The organism is Streptomyces sp. NRRL F-5755, assembly GCF_001279365.1.
In the GTDB taxonomy this organism is placed as follows: domain Bacteria; phylum Actinomycetota; class Actinomycetes; order Streptomycetales; family Streptomycetaceae; genus Streptomyces; species Streptomyces rimosus.
In genome coordinates, this window is the sequence record NZ_LGCW01000315.1 from 1 (window position 1) to 17774 (window position 17774).

Annotated in this window: 20 protein-coding genes; 7 read left to right on the plus strand and 13 right to left on the minus strand. The window is 71.9% G+C overall.

The genetic code is table 11. From position 1 onward, the window contains the following. Positions 1-422 precede the first annotated feature (422 nt). Positions 423-656: a DUF6480 family protein gene (locus ADK86_RS37420; RefSeq protein ID WP_030629752.1), complete on the plus strand. Its 234-nt coding sequence runs from the start codon at positions 423-425 to the stop codon at positions 654-656. 72 nt (positions 657-728) lie between these two features. Here ADK86_RS37420 and ADK86_RS37425 read toward each other — a convergent pair whose 3' ends face one another. From ADK86_RS37425 to ADK86_RS37435, 3 genes are all read right to left on the minus strand, one after another. Beyond that, a complete protein-coding gene (locus tag ADK86_RS37425) occupies positions 729-1109 on the minus strand; it encodes a nuclear transport factor 2 family protein (RefSeq protein WP_199821638.1) in 381 nt (126 codons plus the stop codon). Positions 1110-1236: 127 nt separating this feature from the next. Next, a complete protein-coding gene (locus tag ADK86_RS37430) occupies positions 1237-2598 on the minus strand; it encodes an SWF or SNF family helicase (protein ID WP_053700639.1) in 1362 nt (453 codons plus the stop codon). Then, entirely contained in the window at positions 2595-5618 is a 3024-nt protein-coding gene (locus tag ADK86_RS37435; protein ID WP_053700640.1) for a DEAD/DEAH box helicase, read from the minus strand. The genes ADK86_RS37430 and ADK86_RS37435 overlap by 4 nt, the downstream gene beginning before the upstream one ends. 186 nt (positions 5619-5804) lie before the next feature. Here ADK86_RS37435 and ADK86_RS37440 point away from each other — a divergent pair, with 186 nt between their 5' ends. Next, the gene (locus ADK86_RS37440; protein WP_003981679.1) at positions 5805-5987 is read left to right on the plus strand and encodes a hypothetical protein; all 183 of its coding nucleotides are present in this window, start codon (positions 5805-5807) and stop codon (positions 5985-5987) included. Positions 5988-6111: 124 nt separating this feature from the next. On the opposite strand, the gene ADK86_RS37445 is transcribed toward ADK86_RS37440, so the two are convergent. Both ADK86_RS37445 and ADK86_RS37450 read right to left on the minus strand, forming a co-directional pair. Next, entirely contained in the window at positions 6112-6939 is an 828-nt protein-coding gene (locus ADK86_RS37445) for a hypothetical protein (protein WP_063789181.1), read from the minus strand. Positions 6940-7038: 99 nt separating this feature from the next. Beyond that, positions 7039-7347 (minus strand): hypothetical protein, encoded by a 309-nt coding sequence (locus ADK86_RS37450; RefSeq protein WP_234346296.1) that lies wholly within the window; start codon positions 7345-7347, stop codon positions 7039-7041. Positions 7348-7469: 122 nt separating this feature from the next. Between ADK86_RS37450 and ADK86_RS37455 the strand changes: the two genes are divergently transcribed. After that, positions 7470-8369, plus strand: coding sequence for an oxygenase MpaB family protein (locus ADK86_RS37455; RefSeq protein ID WP_053700641.1), 900 nt, complete (start codon positions 7470-7472; stop codon positions 8367-8369). Here the strand turns inward: ADK86_RS37455 and ADK86_RS37460 are convergent. Then, a complete protein-coding gene (locus tag ADK86_RS37460; protein WP_053700642.1) occupies positions 8357-8989 on the minus strand; it encodes a class I SAM-dependent methyltransferase in 633 nt (210 codons plus the stop codon). The two genes, ADK86_RS37455 and ADK86_RS37460, sit on opposite strands and share 13 nt — an antisense overlap. Before the next feature lie 125 nt (positions 8990-9114). Here ADK86_RS37460 and ADK86_RS37465 point away from each other — a divergent pair, with 125 nt between their 5' ends. Continuing rightward, positions 9115-10314 carry a NosD domain-containing protein gene (locus ADK86_RS37465; protein WP_053700643.1) on the plus strand — a complete coding sequence of 400 codons (1200 nt, stop codon included), beginning with the start codon at positions 9115-9117 and terminating at the stop codon, positions 10312-10314. Positions 10315-10336: 22 nt separating this feature from the next. Here ADK86_RS37465 and ADK86_RS37470 read toward each other — a convergent pair whose 3' ends face one another. Both ADK86_RS37470 and ADK86_RS37475 read right to left on the minus strand, forming a co-directional pair. Then, positions 10337-11005, minus strand: coding sequence for an O-methyltransferase (locus tag ADK86_RS37470; RefSeq protein ID WP_053700644.1), 669 nt, complete (start codon positions 11003-11005; stop codon positions 10337-10339). Between the two features lie 166 nt (positions 11006-11171). Further along, complete coding sequence (locus ADK86_RS37475) at positions 11172-11417, minus strand: hypothetical protein (RefSeq protein WP_030587757.1); 246 nt, start codon at positions 11415-11417, stop codon at positions 11172-11174. Positions 11418-11661: 244 nt separating this feature from the next. Between ADK86_RS37475 and ADK86_RS37480 the strand changes: the two genes are divergently transcribed. Further along, positions 11662-12222 (plus strand): GTP-binding protein, encoded by a 561-nt coding sequence (locus ADK86_RS37480; RefSeq protein WP_050506527.1) that lies wholly within the window; start codon positions 11662-11664, stop codon positions 12220-12222. A gap of 45 nt (positions 12223-12267) precedes the next feature. Here ADK86_RS37480 and ADK86_RS37485 read toward each other — a convergent pair whose 3' ends face one another. Then, a complete protein-coding gene (locus ADK86_RS37485) occupies positions 12268-12696 on the minus strand; it encodes a PPOX class F420-dependent oxidoreductase (RefSeq protein ID WP_053700645.1) in 429 nt (142 codons plus the stop codon). A gap of 132 nt (positions 12697-12828) precedes the next feature. Here ADK86_RS37485 and ADK86_RS37490 point away from each other — a divergent pair, with 132 nt between their 5' ends. Beyond that, positions 12829-13236 (plus strand): roadblock/LC7 domain-containing protein, encoded by a 408-nt coding sequence (locus ADK86_RS37490; RefSeq protein WP_053700646.1) that lies wholly within the window; start codon positions 12829-12831, stop codon positions 13234-13236. A gap of 112 nt (positions 13237-13348) precedes the next feature. Next, positions 13349-14281, plus strand: coding sequence for a DUF6397 family protein (locus tag ADK86_RS37495; protein WP_053700647.1), 933 nt, complete (start codon positions 13349-13351; stop codon positions 14279-14281). 38 nt (positions 14282-14319) lie between these two features. On the opposite strand, the gene ADK86_RS37500 is transcribed toward ADK86_RS37495, so the two are convergent. The 4 genes from ADK86_RS37500 to ADK86_RS37515 form a co-directional block, all read right to left on the minus strand. Further along, complete coding sequence (locus ADK86_RS37500) at positions 14320-14514, minus strand: hypothetical protein (RefSeq protein ID WP_199834546.1); 195 nt, start codon at positions 14512-14514, stop codon at positions 14320-14322. 585 nt (positions 14515-15099) lie between these two features. After that, positions 15100-16356 (minus strand): MFS transporter, encoded by a 1257-nt coding sequence (locus ADK86_RS37505; RefSeq protein ID WP_053700648.1) that lies wholly within the window; start codon positions 16354-16356, stop codon positions 15100-15102. Positions 16357-16669: 313 nt separating this feature from the next. Then, positions 16670-17431 (minus strand): SDR family NAD(P)-dependent oxidoreductase, encoded by a 762-nt coding sequence (locus tag ADK86_RS37510; RefSeq protein ID WP_053700649.1) that lies wholly within the window; start codon positions 17429-17431, stop codon positions 16670-16672. Between the two features lie 63 nt (positions 17432-17494). Next, a complete protein-coding gene (locus ADK86_RS37515; RefSeq protein WP_053700650.1) occupies positions 17495-17737 on the minus strand; it encodes an acyl carrier protein in 243 nt (80 codons plus the stop codon). Between the last annotated feature and the right edge of the window lie 37 nt (positions 17738-17774).

Sequence of the window (17774 nt, forward strand, 5' to 3'; positions counted from 1 at the left end):
GGCCGGTGCGGGTGGGGTGGCGTGGGTTCGGCCGGTCCGTTCCGGGTGCGGAGGCGGGGGTCGGCCGGTCTGTTCTGAGTGCGGCGGCACGAGCCGGCCGGTCCGTTCCGGGGGCGGCGATGCGCGTCTGACCGGTCCGTTCCGGGCGCGGCGGCACGGGTCCGACCAGTCCGTTGCGGGTGCGGTGGCGTGGGTTCGGCGGGTCCGTTCCGAGTACGTGACGCGGGTCCGACCAGTCCGTTGCGGGCGCGGTGACGCGAGCCCGGCCGGTCCGTTCCGAGTGCGGTGCACGGGCCCGGCCGGTCCGTTCCGAGTACGGCGACGCGCGTCCGACCAGCCCGTTCCGGGCGCCGCCGCACCGGCCCGACCGGCTCGTTTCGTACCCGGCGTGAGAATCCGCCGTCCCCGGGCACCCGGGCAGCATGAACGATGCACCGAAGAACCCGGACCCGGTACCGGAGCGCACCGCCGGCCTGGAGCCGGGCGGCGGCGTGCCGCCGGGTGAGACGCCGCCCGCCGAGGGCAGCACCCCGGACGCCGGGCCGCTGGAGACCCACAACCCGACCCGTGGCTGGTCCAAGGGCCCGCTGCTGGCGCTCGCCGTCGTGGTCGTCCTCGTCGCGGCCTTCTTCATCGCCCGGATCTGGGGCGCGTAGGCCGCCGCCGGGCCGCGCGCCGCGGCCGGGCACGCCGCCGTACGGTACGCACCCGGCCGAAGCGCGCCCGCCTCAGGAGGACGGCTTGCGCAACGGCCCCGTGTAGTCCCGGAACAGCAGGATCGCGCCGTCCCGGATGCGGAAGAACTGCACCGAGCGGCCCTCGAACGCGTCGCCGCGCCCCACGCCCTTGGTGAGCGTCTCCGCGACGACGACCTCCGGGTCCTCGGTGCGGTGCACCGCGAGCGTCACCAGCGCGTCGATGCGCAGCGCGCCCATCGCCGCCCGCGCGAACGCCCGGATCGCCTCCCGGCCCTCGATCCGGTCGGGCACGCCGGGTCCCGCGAAGGGCAGTTCGATCACTCCGTCCGGCGCGAACAGGTCCGCGAAGGCGTCCGCGTCCTGCCCCGTGACGGCGGCGCGCCGCTGTTCGAGAACGTCCAAGGGGCTCACAGCAGGCACGGTCCCTCCGATCGGCCGCACGCCGGGCCGGCGGTCCGTGCGCCGGCCCCTTGACGCCGAGCAGATTAGCGCCGCGCCGCGCGGAGAGTCAGCCGTACGGGCGTACGGGCAGGCGCTTTCACGGGGAGCCCGCGGAGTCCTCCGTTCCGCCGCGCAGCGCCGCGAGCGCGGCGGCCGGGTCCTCGGCCGCCGGACCTGCGGGCGTCCACTGCCCGCGCTCCTTCCGGTACGGCCACCAGCGCCCGTCACGCCCGTACCTGAGCTGCGCGTCGGCGCCGATGACAGTCCACCGGTTGCGGTCGTGGCGCAGGCGTGGTGGCGGCTCGTCCTCGTCCCAGGCGTTGAGCTGTGCCGTAGCGCGCGCCAAGGCCGCAGGCTCCGGCGTCCACTCCTCCTCCAGGACCGCGAGCGCCGGGGCTCCGCCGTACTCCCACGCCCGTACGGCCAGGGCCAGCCCCTTGGCCGTACGCCCGGAACCGGCCGCCAGCCGCGCCGCGATCCGGGGTTCCGGACCGGCCGCCGCCAACCGTACGGCGTCCTGCGCGCACGTCAGCGGCGCCTGCGGCGGGCTGTCCGCGTGGCCGGGGGACAGCGCGTCGGCGAGCAGGCGCTGAGCGCGCGCCGCCGTATCGCTGATCAGGAACTCCAGCGCTGCCACCTCCACTCCGGGCGCCGGATCGGTCCCGCCGCCGAGAACCGGCACGGCACCCGGCTCGTCCACGTACGGCGGAGGTGCGGGCAGCGGCGGCAGGATGTCCCGGGCCGCGTACGCCTCCGCCGCCGGTATGCCGTCGGCCTCCACCGGTTCCGCGGCCTGCCCACTGGACGCGCACTCCTCCGAGGCTTCCCGCGCGCGCGAGGCGGTACGGGCCTGAAGGTCCTCCAGCAGCTCCCGCTCACCCCGTCCACGCATCAGCAGCAGCACGAACGGGTCCTCGTCCAGCAAGCGCGCCACCTGATGGCAGAGCGCAGCGGTATGGGCACAGTGGTCCCATGCCCCGCAGCCGCACTCCGCCTCCAAGTCGCCGATTCCCGGAAGGAGTTCGATCCCGGCCGCTGCCGCGTCCTCCACCAGGTGCGGCGGCATGTCATGGTCCAGCAGCGCCGCGATGTGCCCGGCCCGGTCCGCGACCAGATCCAGGAACCGGTCCCAGTCCGCCCCGTCCAGCTCCTGGAGCAGTACGTCACAGCGGTGCCGCGTGCCGTCGCGGTCCTGGACGACCGCGGTGATGCGGCCGGGCCGTACGGACACCGCCCCCACCGCGCCCGCGCGCGCGTGCCGGCGGCCCTGCTTGACCTGCTGGCCGTCGAGCGCACTGTCGGCCAACGCCTTCAGCCAGGCCAGACCCCACCACGTCCGAGCGAACGCACCGCCGCGCACCGGCGGCAGAGCGGCGAAAGTGCGCTCCCGGGCGGGCGCCGGCCGGTACGTGTCCTCGTGGCGGCCCGGATCTTCCCGTGTGCCGGTCGTCTCGGTCATCGCTCGCTCCCTCGCAGTGCGACCAGGTCCGCCAGCTCGGCGTCGGTGAGTTCGGTCAGGGCGGCCTCGCCGGAGCCGAGCACCGCGTCCGCCAGCCGCTGTTTGCGCGCGAGCATCCCGGCGATCCGGTCCTCGACCGTGCCCTCGGTGACCATCCGGTGGACCTGCACCGGGCGGGTCTGGCCGATGCGGTACGCGCGGTCGGTGGCCTGCGCCTCGACCGCCGGGTTCCACCAGCGGTCGAAGTGCACGACATGGGCGGCCCTGGTCAGGTTGAGGCCGGTGCCCGCCGCCTTCAGCGACAGCAGGAACACCGGTACGTCACCGTCCTGGAAGCGCCGCACCATCTCCTCGCGCCGCGCGACCGGCGTACCGCCGTGCAGCAGCTGCGTCGGCACCCCGCGCGCCGCCAGGTGCGTTTCGAGCAGCCGCGCCATCCGGACGTACTGCGTGAACACCAGCACCCCCGCGTCGTCCTCGGCGAGGATCGTCTCCAGCAGCTCGTCCAGGAGCTCCACCTTCCCGGAGCGGCCCGCGATCCGGGGCCGCTCCTCCTTCAGGAACTGCGCAGGGTGGTTGCAGATCTGCTTGAGGGAGGTGAGCAGCTTGACCACCAGGCCGCGCCGCGCCAGGCCCTCCGCCGCCGCGATCTCGCCCAGCCCCTCGCGCACCGCAGCCTCGTACAGCCCGGCCTGTTCCCTGGTCAGCGCCACCGCGCGGTCCGTCTCCGTCTTCGGCGGCAGCTCGGGCGCGATGCCCGGGTCCGACTTGCGGCGGCGCAGCAGGAAGGGGCGGACGAGCCGGGCCAGCCGGTCGGCGGCGGCCGGGTCCGCGCCGCCCTCGACGGCCGTGGCGTACTGCTTGCGGAAGCGGCCCAGCGGGCCGAGCAGGCCCGGCGTGGTCCAGTCGAGGACGGCCCACAGCTCCGACAGGTTGTTCTCGACCGGCGTGCCGGTGAGCGCCACCCGGGCGCCCGCCGGAAGGGTGCGCAGCGCCCCGGCCGTCGCCGAGAACGGGTTCTTCACGTGCTGGGCCTCGTCGGCGACGACCAGCCCCCACCGGATGCCCGCCAGCTTCGCCGCGTCCAGCCGCATCGTGCCGTACGTGGTGAGGACGAACTCGCCGTCCGCCAGGCCGTCGAGGCTGCGCCGGTCCGCGTGGAAGCGGCGGACCGGCGTGCCGGGCGCGAACTTCTCGATCTCCCGCTGCCAGTTGCCCATCAGGGAGGCCGGGCAGACGACGAGCGTGGGGCCGGCGGCGGACGGGTCGCCCTGCCGGTGCAGGTGCAGCGCGATGAGGGTGACGGTCTTGCCCAGGCCCATGTCGTCGGCGAGGCAGCCGCCGAGGCCGAGCGAGGTCATCCGGTGCAGCCAGCCGAGCCCGCGCAACTGGTAGTCGCGCAGGGTGGCGGCGAGGGCGGCGGGCTGGGCGACGGGGGGCTCCGGGTGCGGCCGGTCGGCCGTGTCCCCGTCCGTCGCCGCCGTGTCCGCCGCCGTGAGCCGGTCGCGGAGGCGGGCCAGCCAGCCGGACGCCTGCACCTCCACGCGCGCGCCGTCGTCGGACTCGGCGGTCCCGGTGAGGGCCGCGCCGAGCGCGTCGATGGGCGTCACCTTGCGGTCCTGACGGTCCCGGGCCGTACGCAGCGCCTCCGGATCGACCAGCACCCACCGGTCGCGGAGCCGTACGAGCGGCCGCCCCGCCTCCGCCAGCCGGTCCAGCTCCGCCCTGCTGATCTCCTGGTCGCCGACGGCGAAACGCCAGCTGAAGGAGAGCAGCGCGTCGGCGGAGAGGAAGGACGGTGTTCCGGATGCCGCACGGTCGGGACCGGTAGGTTCCGGATCGGTGCGGGTTTCGGTTTCTCGGGCGTCATTTGGCGCGCCATCTTGATCGGGCGGCCCCACCACGGCCCGGGTGCTGAGCCCTCGTACCAGGTCCGCGGGCCAGTGCACCTCCACCCCGGCCGAGGCCAGCGCACGGGAGGCCGGGCCGAGCAGCTCGGCGATCTCCTCGTCCGCGAGGCCGAAGGAGTCCGGTACGGCGGCGGACAGCAGGGGCGTGAGCGGCGCCCAGGCCGCGGCGGCGCGGCGCAGCGTGAGCAGGGTGTCCATCCGGGCCCGCGGGCCGAACGCCTGCCCCGCGGGGGTGGTGCCCGCCCACACCTCGGACGCGTCGGCTACCAGGGCGGGGTCGGCGAGGTCGTGCAGTTGGAGCACGGCGGTGAAGCCGACGCCGTCCGGAACGCTGGTCCCGGCCTCGTTCGCCCCGGCCAGCCCCGCGACTTCGATGCGCAAGGAGATCCGTACGCCCGCGTCGTGCCCGGCCGCCACGTCCGCGGCCCATGCGCGTTGTTCGGGGATGTGCTGCGGCTCCGGCGCGGCGAAGGCCGGTCCGCCGGTGGCGAGGGAGGCGGCGGGGGAGCGGGGCAGCCCGTCCGCCACCGCGTCCAGGAACTCCCGTACCAGGCGCTCCGGTTCCGGCAGCAGTACGGGGGAGGCGGTGTCGGGGAGCGGCACCGCGTGCGCCTGGGGCGGCAACGACGCGGCAAGCTCGCGCAGCCGCTCGATGTCGGCGGGGTCGAGCGGACCCACGCGCCAGGCGTCGTGACCGGAACGGCTCACTCCGGGCAGCAGCCGCCCACGGGCGGCCAGATGGAGCGCCAGCACGGCGGCGGAGCCCCAGAAGGCCGCGGCCGCGTCGGCGCCAGGGGCCGTACGGGCGCGGGTGAGGACGGGCAGGGCGGCTGCGACGGGCAGCACGACGGCCGGTACGTCGCGGAGTTCGATGCCGGAGTCGGCGCTTCCGGTGCGGGTTCCCGCGCCGGGGGCGGGCACGGCGACGGTCAGCGACTGCGTCGGCAGCCCGGCGGTCTCGGCGGCATCGGTCGTTACGTCGACCGGTCCGCCGTCCGGCCGCCAGAACGCGACCTGCCCCGAACGAGGCGGGTCGGCCGGGAGGAAGACCGCGGCCCGGCGCGCGAGCGCGGGCGGCGGAGCGGATGGTGCCGCGGGAGGGGTGACCACGTGCAGCTAGCTCCTCAAGTTTGACTACTGGCGACCGGCCGCCCGAGGGTACAGCATCATCGGCCGTACCGACGACCGCCGCCATCGGCACACCGGTCCGCTCGTCGGCACCGATGGAACCCCTGGGGCCCGGCAGACGTTCACCGGATACCGAGAGCGGCGCCCGCCGCGGAAGGGACGGGAGAGATGTCCGTGAACGCAAAGGTCGCCATCGGCGGCGTCGCGGTGGGAGTGCTCCTGCTGTGGCTGCTGCCGTTCTGGGCGGCACTGCTGGTCATCGTGGGGGTGCCCGCGGTGGCCTATCTGACGCTGGACCCCTCGCAGCGGCGCAGGCTGCGGCGCGTGACCCGCAAGGAGATAGGGCACTGACCCACTGGTCGGTGACCGTGCGCCCGGCGGCGTGAGCCGGGCGGCCGGCAGACCGCGACGACGTCCCCGTCAGCGGACCCGTGGATACGGCGACGGCCCACGGGTGGGGCGGCGCCGTGCCGTCTCAGACCGGCCGTACCGCCAGCGCCTCCAGCGACCGGAGCAGTCCCGGCAGCTCGGGCCCGCGCCCGACGGGCAGGATCTCGCCCGGCTGGTCGTCCAGCAGGACGAACGCGATGTCGTCGGTACGCGCCACCATGCTCCAGCCGGGCCCGTCCACCCGCAGCGTACGGGCCTCACCCACCGCGAAGGCCGAGCGGATCCGCCCCGGCGGCGGAGGCGCCGCCACATAGGCACGGGCCTCGGCCAGCGCCCGCCGCACCCCGGCGTGCGGCCGGGCCCCGGGATCGACGAACGTGACCCCGTCCTCGACCTGCTCGCGCCAGACCGCCCACCGGAGCGCGATCTCGTCCGCGCCGAGCCGCCGCTGCGCGGGCCCCCACCGCCCGGCGTCCGGTGGTCTGAGCACGGCCGGACCGCCCTCCTCCGGTTCCGGATCGTGCGGCTCCGGCACGCCCGGCGCGGCCACGGCGAGCGCGAGCGGCCAGCCCGGGAGCGCTTCCACCACACTGTCCTCGTCCGGCGACAGGTCGTACTCCATCCCGCAGTCCCAGGCCGCGACCGCGCACGCGACGAGCGAGACGTCGTCCGTCACCACCGTCCAGCGCGCGCCCCGCCCGTCCTGGCCGAGCACGAGCCCGTACCCCTGCTCGTACGGCTCCAGGCCGAGCCCGGCGCACACCTCGGGATAGTCGTCGCCCAGCACGCTCGGGAACTGCGCGGGCGTGAGCAGTACCGCCGTCAGGACCAGCAACTGGTCGTCGTCGGCGCTCCCGGGCGCAGCCCCGTCCGCGTTTCCGGCCGTGGACGTACCGGCGCTGTCGGTCGACACTCGGGGCCTCCCATGCGATGCGCTCCGCCTGATGCGATCAGTCGTCGGCGCACCCTAGTTGGCCCGGAGCCGGTTGTCACCAGCCGTACCGTATGGCCCTCAGGCCACCGGCAGGTTGAGCAGGTCCCGGGCCACCGTCTGCGGTGACTCGCTGCGCTCCCGGGCGAGCGCGATGACCGCCCGGCAGGCCAGTTCGTTGATGCCGAAGGCGAGCGCCTCGGGGGAGACCCACTCCGCCGTCTCGGCCGTACGTTCGTCGTCGTCCTCCGCGCACGCCGCAACATGGGCCGCCGCGGCCTCGAAAATGTTGTGGCGCCGCGCCGTCCCGGGTGCTCTGGGCGCCTCCGCGCCCGGCAGCCGTACGGTGGTGCGGACGCGGGTGAAGAAGTTCCGAAAACCACGGAACAATCCGGAGATTTGGCGCAAGAAGCCGGTCATCGTGTCCCCCATTCCCGGTGCCCGTTCCGGTCGTTCCAGTGTGCACCGGACGCTTACGATGGGAACTTCGACGACGAAAGGACGGGTGCTCGGTGCGGCGGTATGACTGGCTGAAGGAAATCCAGCGGCTGGATCCGGAGCGCGACTTCCTGCGCATCCACCGCATCACCACGACGTACGAATTCCCGTGGGATGTCGCCCGCGCCCTGGAACTGGCGCTCTACCGCACCTACGCCGTTCCCAGCATCGGCCGGCTGCTCGCCGAAACCGCGGAGCTGACCGACCGTACGCAAAAGCGCTACGACGACACCGTGCTCCTCCTGGACACGGTGATCGAGCACGGCTTCGACTCCGAGGACGGCCGGACGGCGATCCGCCGCATCAACCAGATGCACCGCAGTTACGACATCACCAACGACGACATGCGCTACGTGCTCTGCACCTTCGTGGTGACCCCGAAGCGCTGGCTGGATCTGTACGGGTGGCGGCGGCTGAGCGAGCACGAGAAGCACGCCACGGCCGTCTACTACCGCACCCTCGGGCGTCACATGGGCATCACCGGCATCCCGCAGACCTTCCAGGAGTTCGAGCGCTGCCTGGACGACTACGAGCACGCGCACTTCGGCTGGGACGAGAGCGGACGGCGGGTCTCCGACGCCACGCTCGGCCTGATGGCGGGCTGGTACGGTCCGCTGGCCCCGGTGGTGCGCGGCGCGAGCATGGCCCTGCTCGACGACGCCCTGCTGGACGCCTTCCGATACGAACGCCCCAGGCCCGCCGTCCGCGCCGCGGTGCGCGGCGCGCTGCGGCTGCGCGCCAAAACCGTCCGCCTGCTCCCGCCGCGCCGCCGCCCGCACTACGCCCGCCAGAACCCGGAGGTCAAGGGCTACCCGAACGGCTACGTCATCGCCGACCTCGGAACCTTCCCCCAGGGACGCCCCACGGGCGGCTGCCCCGTGCCGCACCGAGCCGGCACCTCTCAGGCACCCTGACGCACGGCCAACGCCAGATAGCACGCGTCCTCGTCCACGTACCGCACCAGGTCCCAGCCGGTACGCGCCAGCAGGGGCCGCAGATGGGGCTCGGCCCGTATGTCGTCGGAGGTGATCGGGCGCCCCTTCCGCGCCGCCAGCGCGGCGCGGCCGACCGGGTGGAACAGCGCCAGCCGCCCTCCGGGCCGTACCACCCTGGCCAGCTCGGTGAGGCCCGTACCGGCGTCGCCCAGGTGGGACAGCAGCCCGGCGGCGAAGACCGCGTCGAGCGCGGCGTCCGGCAGCGGCAGCCGGTGCACATCGGCCAGCAGCAGGGGCGCCAGACGCTCCCGTCCGGCCCGTACGGCCGCCGCCAGCATCTCGGGCGTCAGATCGGCGCCCAGGACCGTACCGCCGGCCCCCACGGCGGCCCGCAGGGCGGGCAGGGCCCGCCCGGTCCCGCAGCCCGCGTCCAGCACCCGGTCACCCGCGCGCAGTTCCAGCGCGGCGACGCCCGCCCGATAGGCGGGGCCGTCGTCGGGGAACCGCGCGTCCCAGTCGTGCGCGCGCGAGCCGAAGAACTCCCGCACGTCATGGACCTGATCGGTGCGCCCGGGCGCACCGGCGGTGTCGTCACTCATACGGGAACTGTAGAGGCCGCCGGTGACACGGGCCGTCGGTGGCGCCGGGAACGGCGGTGGCCGACGCGGCAACCGTTGCCTCACGGTGTCTTACGCTCCCGGCCGCCCGGCGTAATCATGCTGGCATGACGGACACGGGGAAGTGGAATTTCGTCGACCATTTCGGTGCCGACCCCAAGGGCCTCGTCGATGCGGCGCCTCTGCTGCAGAACGCGGTGACCACCATCTGCGACGCCGGCGGCGGAACGCTGGTGATTCCCCCGGGGCGCTATCGGATGCACAGTCCGGGAACGGCGGTATCGGGCACGGGGGTGCTGGTGCCGGACTCCGGAAACCTGACCGTGGTCGCCCACGGCGCCCACATCTTCCGCAGCGACACCTCCGCCATCGACACGCTCTGGGGCGGCGGATTCTCGCACAACGGATACAACGGCGCGTCCAACATCAGTATCCGCGGCGGCCGCTGGGACGGCGGCGCGAACAATCCGCTGCACCTGGACATGTTCGCCTTCTGCTCCGCCGAGAACATCCTCTACGAGGACCTGGTGGTGGAGAACATTCCGGACTGGCACGCGATCGAGTTCCACGGAATCCGCAACGGGACGGCACGCAACTGCACCTTCCGGGGCTTCAAGGCCACCACGCCGACCCGCTTCTTCTCCGAGGCGATAGAGGTCCAGGAGGCGCCCGACGGGACGCACAGCACCAACATCGTCGTGGACGGCTGCTCGGCGGACGGATTCGGAGCCCTGGTGGGCACCCACACGGCCACGTTCCCCGGCCGGTTCCACGACGGAATACGCGTGGTGAACAACCGGATCACCAACGCCAAGAACTATGCCGTACGCGCCCAGAACTGGCGCCACGCGGTCATCGCGAACAACATCATGGCGGACTGCAACAGCGGAATACAGGTACAGGTGGACCCCTCCGCGCAGTACCAGTCGTGGTTCTGGTCGCAGACCGAGAACATCATCGTCTCCCACAACGTCCTGACCCGCATGGGCCTGACGAACCAGCCGGGACAAGGGCCGCGGTACGCCACCATAGGCGTCTACGGAATGTCGGACACCCCCATGGAAAACGTCGTCGTGACCGGGAACATCATTCGCGACTGGGCCAGTTCGAACGGCATCGCGCTGCAGTACGTCCACGAAGCCGTGGTCACCGGAAACGTCGTGAAATACAGCCAGGGACGCGACGGCACCGCCATCCTGTTCTCCTCCTGCTCCGGCGGAACGGCCACCGGCAACAACATCCGCTACGCCGGCTCGGGCGTCGTCGGCGCCGAGGTGTCCGCCGGGAACAGGATCAGCCTGCGGTGAATGACGGGGCGGGGCCGCCTTTCTAGCTGGCCACCCGGGCCAGGGAAAAGCCGTCGTAGCCCTTGGCGCCCACGGTCTGCACGGCGGTCGCGGTCAGTTTCGGGTGTTCGGCGATGAGTTCCAGGAAACGGCGGATTCCGCGGATCGAGGGGTCGGTGCTGCCGGCGTCGGCGACATCCCCGTGGCGTACGACGTTGTCACCGACGATCAGGCTGCCGGGGCGGGTCAGTCCGAGGACCCGCTCCAGGTAGTGCGGATTGTTGGCCTTGTCCGCGTCGATGAAGACCAGGTCGAACGGTTCGGTGTCCTCGGCCGCCAGCTGGGCGAGGCTGTCCAGCGCCGGACCGACGCGGACCTCGGTACGCTCCGCGAGCCCGGCGCGCGCGAGATTGACCCGGGCGATATCGGCGTATGAGGCGTTGGCCTCCAGGGAGATGAGACGGCCGTCGGCGGGCAGGGCGCGGCCCAGCCAGATGGTGCTGTAGCCGCCGAGTGTGCCGATCTCCAGGATGCGCCGGGAGCCCTGTATCTGAGCGAGCAGTTGGAGCAGCCTGCCCTGGGTGGGCGTCACGTTGATCTGGGGGAGACCGGCCGCCTCGCTGTCGCGCAGGGCAGCCTCCAGCGCCTCGTCGGACGGGACGAGCAGGGAGTTGAAGTAGTCGTCGACGGTGTTCCACTGCTGTTGAGACATGCGGCCCCTTCGCCTGTCTAGTTAGACTGGCTAACCAAACTAGCAGGGTGAGTGCATCCGTTGGGGTGAAAACGGGCGCCGGAGCCGGCGTTCCCGCGCAGTCGTCTGTACAGTGCCGCCGCACACGCGGTGCCGGCTCACGCCTGACGACGGCTCCGGCGCGGCCTCACGTCCGGTGTCCTCGTACGTGCAGCGGTGTGAGGTAGTCGCACAGCTCGCACCGCGGGGCGTCGCGGGCGGCCCTGATGCCGAGCAGCGGTTCACCGCAGATGGCGACGAGCGGCCGTACGGGCGACTCCCGCGGGTGGCAGATACGGCAGACGTTGTGCCAGGGGCCTGCCTCGTTGTCGCCCGCGGCGGGTACGGCCGCGATGTCCTCGCCGGTACCGGTGGCCTCATGGGTGGACATCATCAGCCTTCTTTCTCGCGCCCCGCCGGTGCGGCGACCGGCTCGCGGCGCGGGTTTCCCGCTGGTGGCGCCCGGCCGGACGGTGGCCGGGGCTTTCTCCCGCAGCGTACGAAGTTGTCAACTCCACGCCACGCTGTGTAGCGAAAGGAGTACGGTCCTCGCCATGGTTTTCGACTCGCGCGACGAACCCCACGACGTATCCGTACCGCCTGCCGACGCCTCCGCGAACACCCCGGACGACACCTTCATGGCCCTGAAGATCCTCGTGGCGGGCGGATTCGGGGTCGGCAAGACGACCCTCGTGGGTGCCGTGAGCGAGATTCGGCCGCTGCGTACGGAGGAACTGCTCAGCGAGGCGGGCGCCGCGCTGGACGACGCCGGGGACGTGGTGCGCAAGACCACCACCACGGTGGCGATGGACTTCGGCCGCATCACCATCAGATCCGGACTGTCCCTGTACCTCTTCGGAACGCCCGGACAGGACCGCTTCTGGTTTCTGTGGGACGACCTGGCGCGGGGCGCCCTGGGCGCCGTCGTGCTCGCGGACACGCGCCGGCTGGAGGACTGCTTCCCCGCCGTGGACTACTTCGAGAACCGCTCCATCCCCTTCCTGGTGGCCGTCAACTGTTTCGCCGGGACCCGCGCGTACGGGGCCGACGAGGTGGCGCGGGCGCTCGATCTGGACCGGGGCACCCCCGTGGTGCTGTGCGACGCGCGGGACCGCGATTCGGGCAAGGAAGTGCTGATACGTCTGGTGGAGCACGCCGGGCGGGTGTACACCGCCCGGCTGCTGGACTCGGTGGGGTGAGGAGGCGCCGCGTTCCGGCCGTACCGCCGCCGTACGGCCGGAACGTCAGTCGGCGAGATCGGCGAGGGCCACGACCTTGTCGATCCGCAGCCGTACCAGCAATTCCCCGGGGACGCCGTTGCGCGCCCCGTACTCCTCGGCGCGCTCCTGACCCATGTAGCGGGCCGCGATACGGGTCGCCCAGGCGCGTACCTCGGAGAGCTCGTCGCTGGTTTCGGCCCGGCCCTCCACGATCGCGAAGCTGAACGGCGGCCGGTCGTCGTCCACACAGAGCGCGACCCGGCCGTCCCGGGCGATGTTGCGGCCCTTGACCGTGTCGGCGCCGGTGTTGAACACGAGGTCGTCGCCGTCCAGGAGGAACCACACCGGTGCGATGTGCGGGCTGCCGTCGGCCCGTACGGTCGAGAGCTTGCCGGTGCGGGTGCCCTCGGACAGGAAGCTCTGCCACTCGTCCTTGCTCATTTTGCGTGCCATACCGCCATCCTGCGCCATCCGGCCCGAACAGGCCCCGCGAACCGCGCGGCCCGGCCGGGACGCTTGCCGGGACGGCATGGGTGGGCCAGGCTGGCACGGCAGTTGCCCACGGGGACACGGGGAGGAAACGGGATGGCAGCGAGCAGCGGGCTCGACTGGTTGCTGGACGACCTGACCGAGCGGATGGACCAGGTGCGGCACGCCCTGGTGCTGTCCAACGACGGGCTCGTGACGAGCGCCAGCGAGCGGCTGGCGCGGGAGGACGCCGAGCACCTGGCGGCGGTCGCGTCGGGCCTGCACAGCCTTGCCAAGGGCTCGGGCCGGCACTTCGAGGCCGGGCAGGTACGGCAGACGATGGTCGAGTTCGACGACGGTGTGCTGTTCGTGACGGCGGCGGGGGAGGGCAGCTGTCTGTGCGTGCTGGCGGGCCCAGAGGCCGACATGGGGCAAATCGCCTATGAAATGGCGCTGTTGGTCAACCGTGTGGGGGAACACCTGGGGGTCGCGTCCCGTCGGCCGGAAGGTTGTCCACAGCCCTGAAGCCGGGGCTTGACGCAGTGTCGTACCCCACGGCTATCGTCGTCACTGTCGGTAACGAACCGGCGGGGATCCGCACCGGATTCCGCGACGAACGATGACGGGGGAGAGTGCCATGACGGTGATGTGCGACGGGCGGCAGGTATCCGCGCTGGATGAACTCCTGACTGTGGGGGAGACGCTCGCGCCGGGTCGGGCGGCCCACGAACTGGGGCTTCGCAGCGGCGAGTTCGACCTCGCGGTGCAACTGGAGGAGATCGCCACGGTCCCGCCGGACCCCGAGGCGCGGCCCGGCCCGGCCGGATCGTGGGGGCGGCGCCGGGTGCCGGTGGAGGAGATCCGGCGGCTGCGGGCGGAGGAGGGTTTCCCCGACACGCTGCGTGAGCGCCTGCGAACGGTCGGCGCGACCGAGGCCGCCGGTCTGCTAGACATCGGCCCGGGCCGATTCCTGCGCCTGGCCCGCGCGGGCAGCTTCGCCCCGGTCCGCTTCTACGTGAACCGCTACGGCGCCGTGGTCTGGCTCTACCTCGCCTCGGAGCTGACGGAATTCGCCGACCGCGAGCCGGGCTTGCTGCGGGGCCACATCCCCGCGGTGATGCGGGTCATGCTCGACGGCGGCCAGGACTGGCGGGGCCGCAAGTGGCGCAGCCGCCGGGTCGCCCAGCTGATGGGCCAGGCGGAGGACGGCTGGCAGTCGGCCGCCGTGATCGCCGCCGTCCTGCCACCGGAGGAGCTGGCCTCGATCGCGGAAGACCCTCTGGAACGCTCCGTGCTGCGCCGCCTGCGCCCGTCCCTGGCCCCTCCAGCCGCCGGAGCGACGGTCCAGCAGGCGGTGGAGTGGGCGACCATGGCGGCAGAGTTCGACGAGGTCCTCTGGTACCGCGTCAACCTCACCCGAGCCCTGGACCAGGCCCGCCACCACCAACCAGCCAAGAACCGCCTACGCCACCCCACGAGGCCCACCCCACCGACTTCTGGGCCCGCTCCCAGCCGAACACCTACGATCCGGGCGACGTCGCCCTTCCGGATCGGGGCCTCCGACGGGTAGCGGAGAGGAAGTAGGAGGGGACACTGGACACGCCGCGGTCAGACGGACTCGGCGGGCTCGGTGGGCTTGGCGGGCTCGGCGGGTTCCAAGGTCGCAGCCTCAGCCGCACCCTCGAAGGGCGGGTAGCTCTGGCGGCCGATGCGCTCGGCGGCGTCGATGTAGTCGGCAAGGGCGCTGCGGGGCCGAGCGAGTTGGCCCACCTGATCGTCCAGCCGCCGCAGCCGTGACCACATGGCGGCCAGCGGTTCAGGACACCCGTTCCGGGTTGGCCCTGCTCCACGAGGCGACAGGAGTGACGTTGTCGCAGGAGGAGACCGCGCTGGCATTGACGGGCAAGCTCCCGGCCATGGGCCTCGGTCCGGAAGTAATGGCGGAAGACAGCAGCGCCCCGGCCCCGGCCGCCAGGCCCGCAGATGCCTCGGGAGGTCCGGTGGGCATGCTTCCGGCTCCGCGCCTGGACGGCAGCGCGAAGTCCGCACCTGGTCAGGGGCGCAAGCGGACCAAAGCCTGAGCGCACGAGGTGCCCCCGTGGCTGTCGGCGTACAGGGGCCTCGGGGGAGTTGCTGGATGGCGAGCCAGAACGTTCGTTGCTCAGAACGCGGTTGTTCTGGTGAATGCGTACGGACGTGTTGCTGATGTAAGCGACGGTGTAGCGGCCGTTGGCGGGGTATGTCCCGGCGGACCTGCGCACAGTCCTTGCCCGACAGGGCCTCGAAAGGGCATGGCCGGCCGCGTCGTCGGCCTTTGAGGGGCAGCGGGCTGCCCTGCCTTCCCCGTCCCACTGGTCGGTGAGGAATTCCCGTCGGCGATCGGCAAAGTCACCGCAAGGAGCGGATCGCTGGGCTTGCGGCTACCAGGCCCGCGCATGCCAGGACGGTGCCGCCGCTTACCAGGAACAGTGTTGTCGTGCCGTAGGGGAGCAGGGCGCCGGCGAGTACGTAGGAGAATGGGTCGAAGGCTACGGTGACCAGGACGATGAGGCTCATTACTCGGCCCAGTAGTTCGTTGGGCACGCGCTCTTGCAGTGTGGCCACGACGACCACTCCGAGGAATGCGGATCCGAGGCCGACTAGTGAGACGACCGCTGTTGCGGTGATGACATGGGTGACGGCGGCCAGTCCGGCCACGCCTGCGCCGATTGCCGCGACTCCGCCGACCACGGTCCAGCCCCGCCGGGCGGGCGGCCGCCACCCCGCCATCAGCGAGCCCGCCAGTGAGCCGGCGCCGAAACCGGAGAGCACGATGCCCAGGGACCCCGCGCCCCCGAGGCGTTGGTCGGCGAGCACCGCGCCGCCCACGAGTACGGGGCCCACGACCGTGATGTTGATCAGGGCGATGGCCGCCAGCATGCCTCGTACCAGTGGTTCATGCCAGGCGTATCGCAAGCCCGCGACGAGGGCGCGTGCACTGCTGAGCTGTTCACCGTCGATGGTGTCGGGATCGGCGTCGTCCCCGGTGCCACCGCCACGTCGTACTACGCGGATGAGCGTGCTGAGGACGGCGGCGGCCAACGCGGCCATCGCCGCGATCACACCGAGCGTCGCTTCGAAGCCGACGGCGGCGATGGCTCCGGCGGCCACCGCTGGGCCTATCAGATCGCCTCCCGACTCCGCGCCCTGCACCAGCGCGTTGACCCGGGCGAGCTTTCCGGTCGGTACGACGGCAGGCAACAGCGCCAGGGCCGCCGGGAAGTAGGCGGCGTCGGCGGCGCCGAGCAGCCCGGCGAGCAGCGCAACCGTGGTCACCGATGGCGAGGTGAGGGTGACCAGGGCGCCGAGGGCGAGCAGGACGGCGACCCGGAGCCAGGAGGCGGCGGCCGTGATACGAGCGGGACCGACGCGGTCGACCAGGACTCCCGCAGGAAGCAGGAGCGCCGCTCGCGGCAGCGCCACGGCCACGAGAACCAGCCCTGTGGCGAACCCGGGTTCCGACAGTTCGAGCACGAAGAGCGTGAGCCATACGAGGAACAGCGCATCGACCACGGCCGCCAGCCCTTGGCCCACGACCAGTCGGCGCAGGTGCGGATCGCCGAGCGCTTCGCGTGGACGGGGACGGGCGGTGGGCTCCGTCGTCATGGCCGGCTCCCCGGGCCGTCGAGTGGATCGATCCCGCGCGAAAGGCTCGACGGATTCGACTTCGGATCAGGTAACGGGCTTGATATTTCGAGGTGCATTCGTGGTGGGCAAGTGTGGGAAGCCGTGCCCGAACGAGTGCTGACGGTTGTGCACGAGAGGTCGCCAACGTCATTGCGCCCGATCACACCAAGACGTATATGGCCGTATCGCTCACTGATCAACAACATGTACACATCCGCTCGAAGTTTCCGGCAAATGCCGGCACGTTCCGGGGGGACGCGCTGTGCCGTCGGAGGAGAGCCCACGCGTCGCACTATGCGATATGCGTACCCCCGTCGACCATCAGCGTGGTGCCGGTGATGTAGGACGCCGCGTCGGAGACGAGGAAGACCAGTGCCGCGGCGAGTTCTTCGGGCTGTCCGATGCGGCCTGAAAGTACTCGCGGCATCATCGCCTCGACGTAGCCCTCGGCGTAGCCGTCGGTCATCGCGGAGGGGAAAAGGCCCGGCGCGAGGGCGTTCACGCGAATGCCCTTGCCGGGGGTCCACTGCTGGGCGAGATCGCGGGTGAGCCCGAGAATCCCGGCCTTCGACGCCGAGTAGGCGGCCTGCGGCAGACCGCCCGTGACCAGCGCGAGGATGCTCGAAACGTTGACGATGGAACTGCCGGGCAGCATCACCGCGCCCGCGGCCTGGGCCATCCAGTAGGAGCCGTTGAGATTGATGTCGATGACCTCGCGGAACTGCTCCGGTGTCTCCTCCGTCGCTGGGTGTTCACTGCTGATACCGGCGTTGTTGACGAGAATGTCGACCCGCCCGAATGCCTGCATGGCCGCGTCGATCAGCGCGCGGCAGTCCTCCGGTCTGGCGACGTCGGTACGTACGGTGACGGCCCGGCGGCCAAGCTTTTCGACGGCCGTACGCGTCGCCTCCAGCCGTTCGGCGCGCCGGGCCCCGAGCACGGTATCGGCGCCTGCCTCGGCCAGCGCGGTGGCGAAGGCGATGCCCAGTCCGGAGGAGGCGCCGGTGACCACGGCGACGCGACCGTCGAGCCGGAAGCGGTCGAGGATGCTCATGGCCGCCTGGCCCCGTGAAGAGGTGTTCTGTGCACGCGTACCTCCCGAAGTCAGTGGCGGCAATTACCGATAGCTGTCGATATAGCCCACCACTTCGCCCACAGTTCTCAACTCCGCGCCCCGGTCGTCGGGGATCTGCACCTCGAACCTGTCCTCGATCGCCACGGTGATCTCCACCATCAGCAGAGAGTCGATGTCGAGGTCGTCGGTGAAAGACTTCTCGGCGGTCACCTCGGCGGAGGCGACGCCGACGACCTCTTCGACGATTTTGGCAATGGCGTTGAGGATGTCGGTGTCGTTCACCACGGATTCCTCCTTCGTGGAATAGGGACAGGGACGGGGA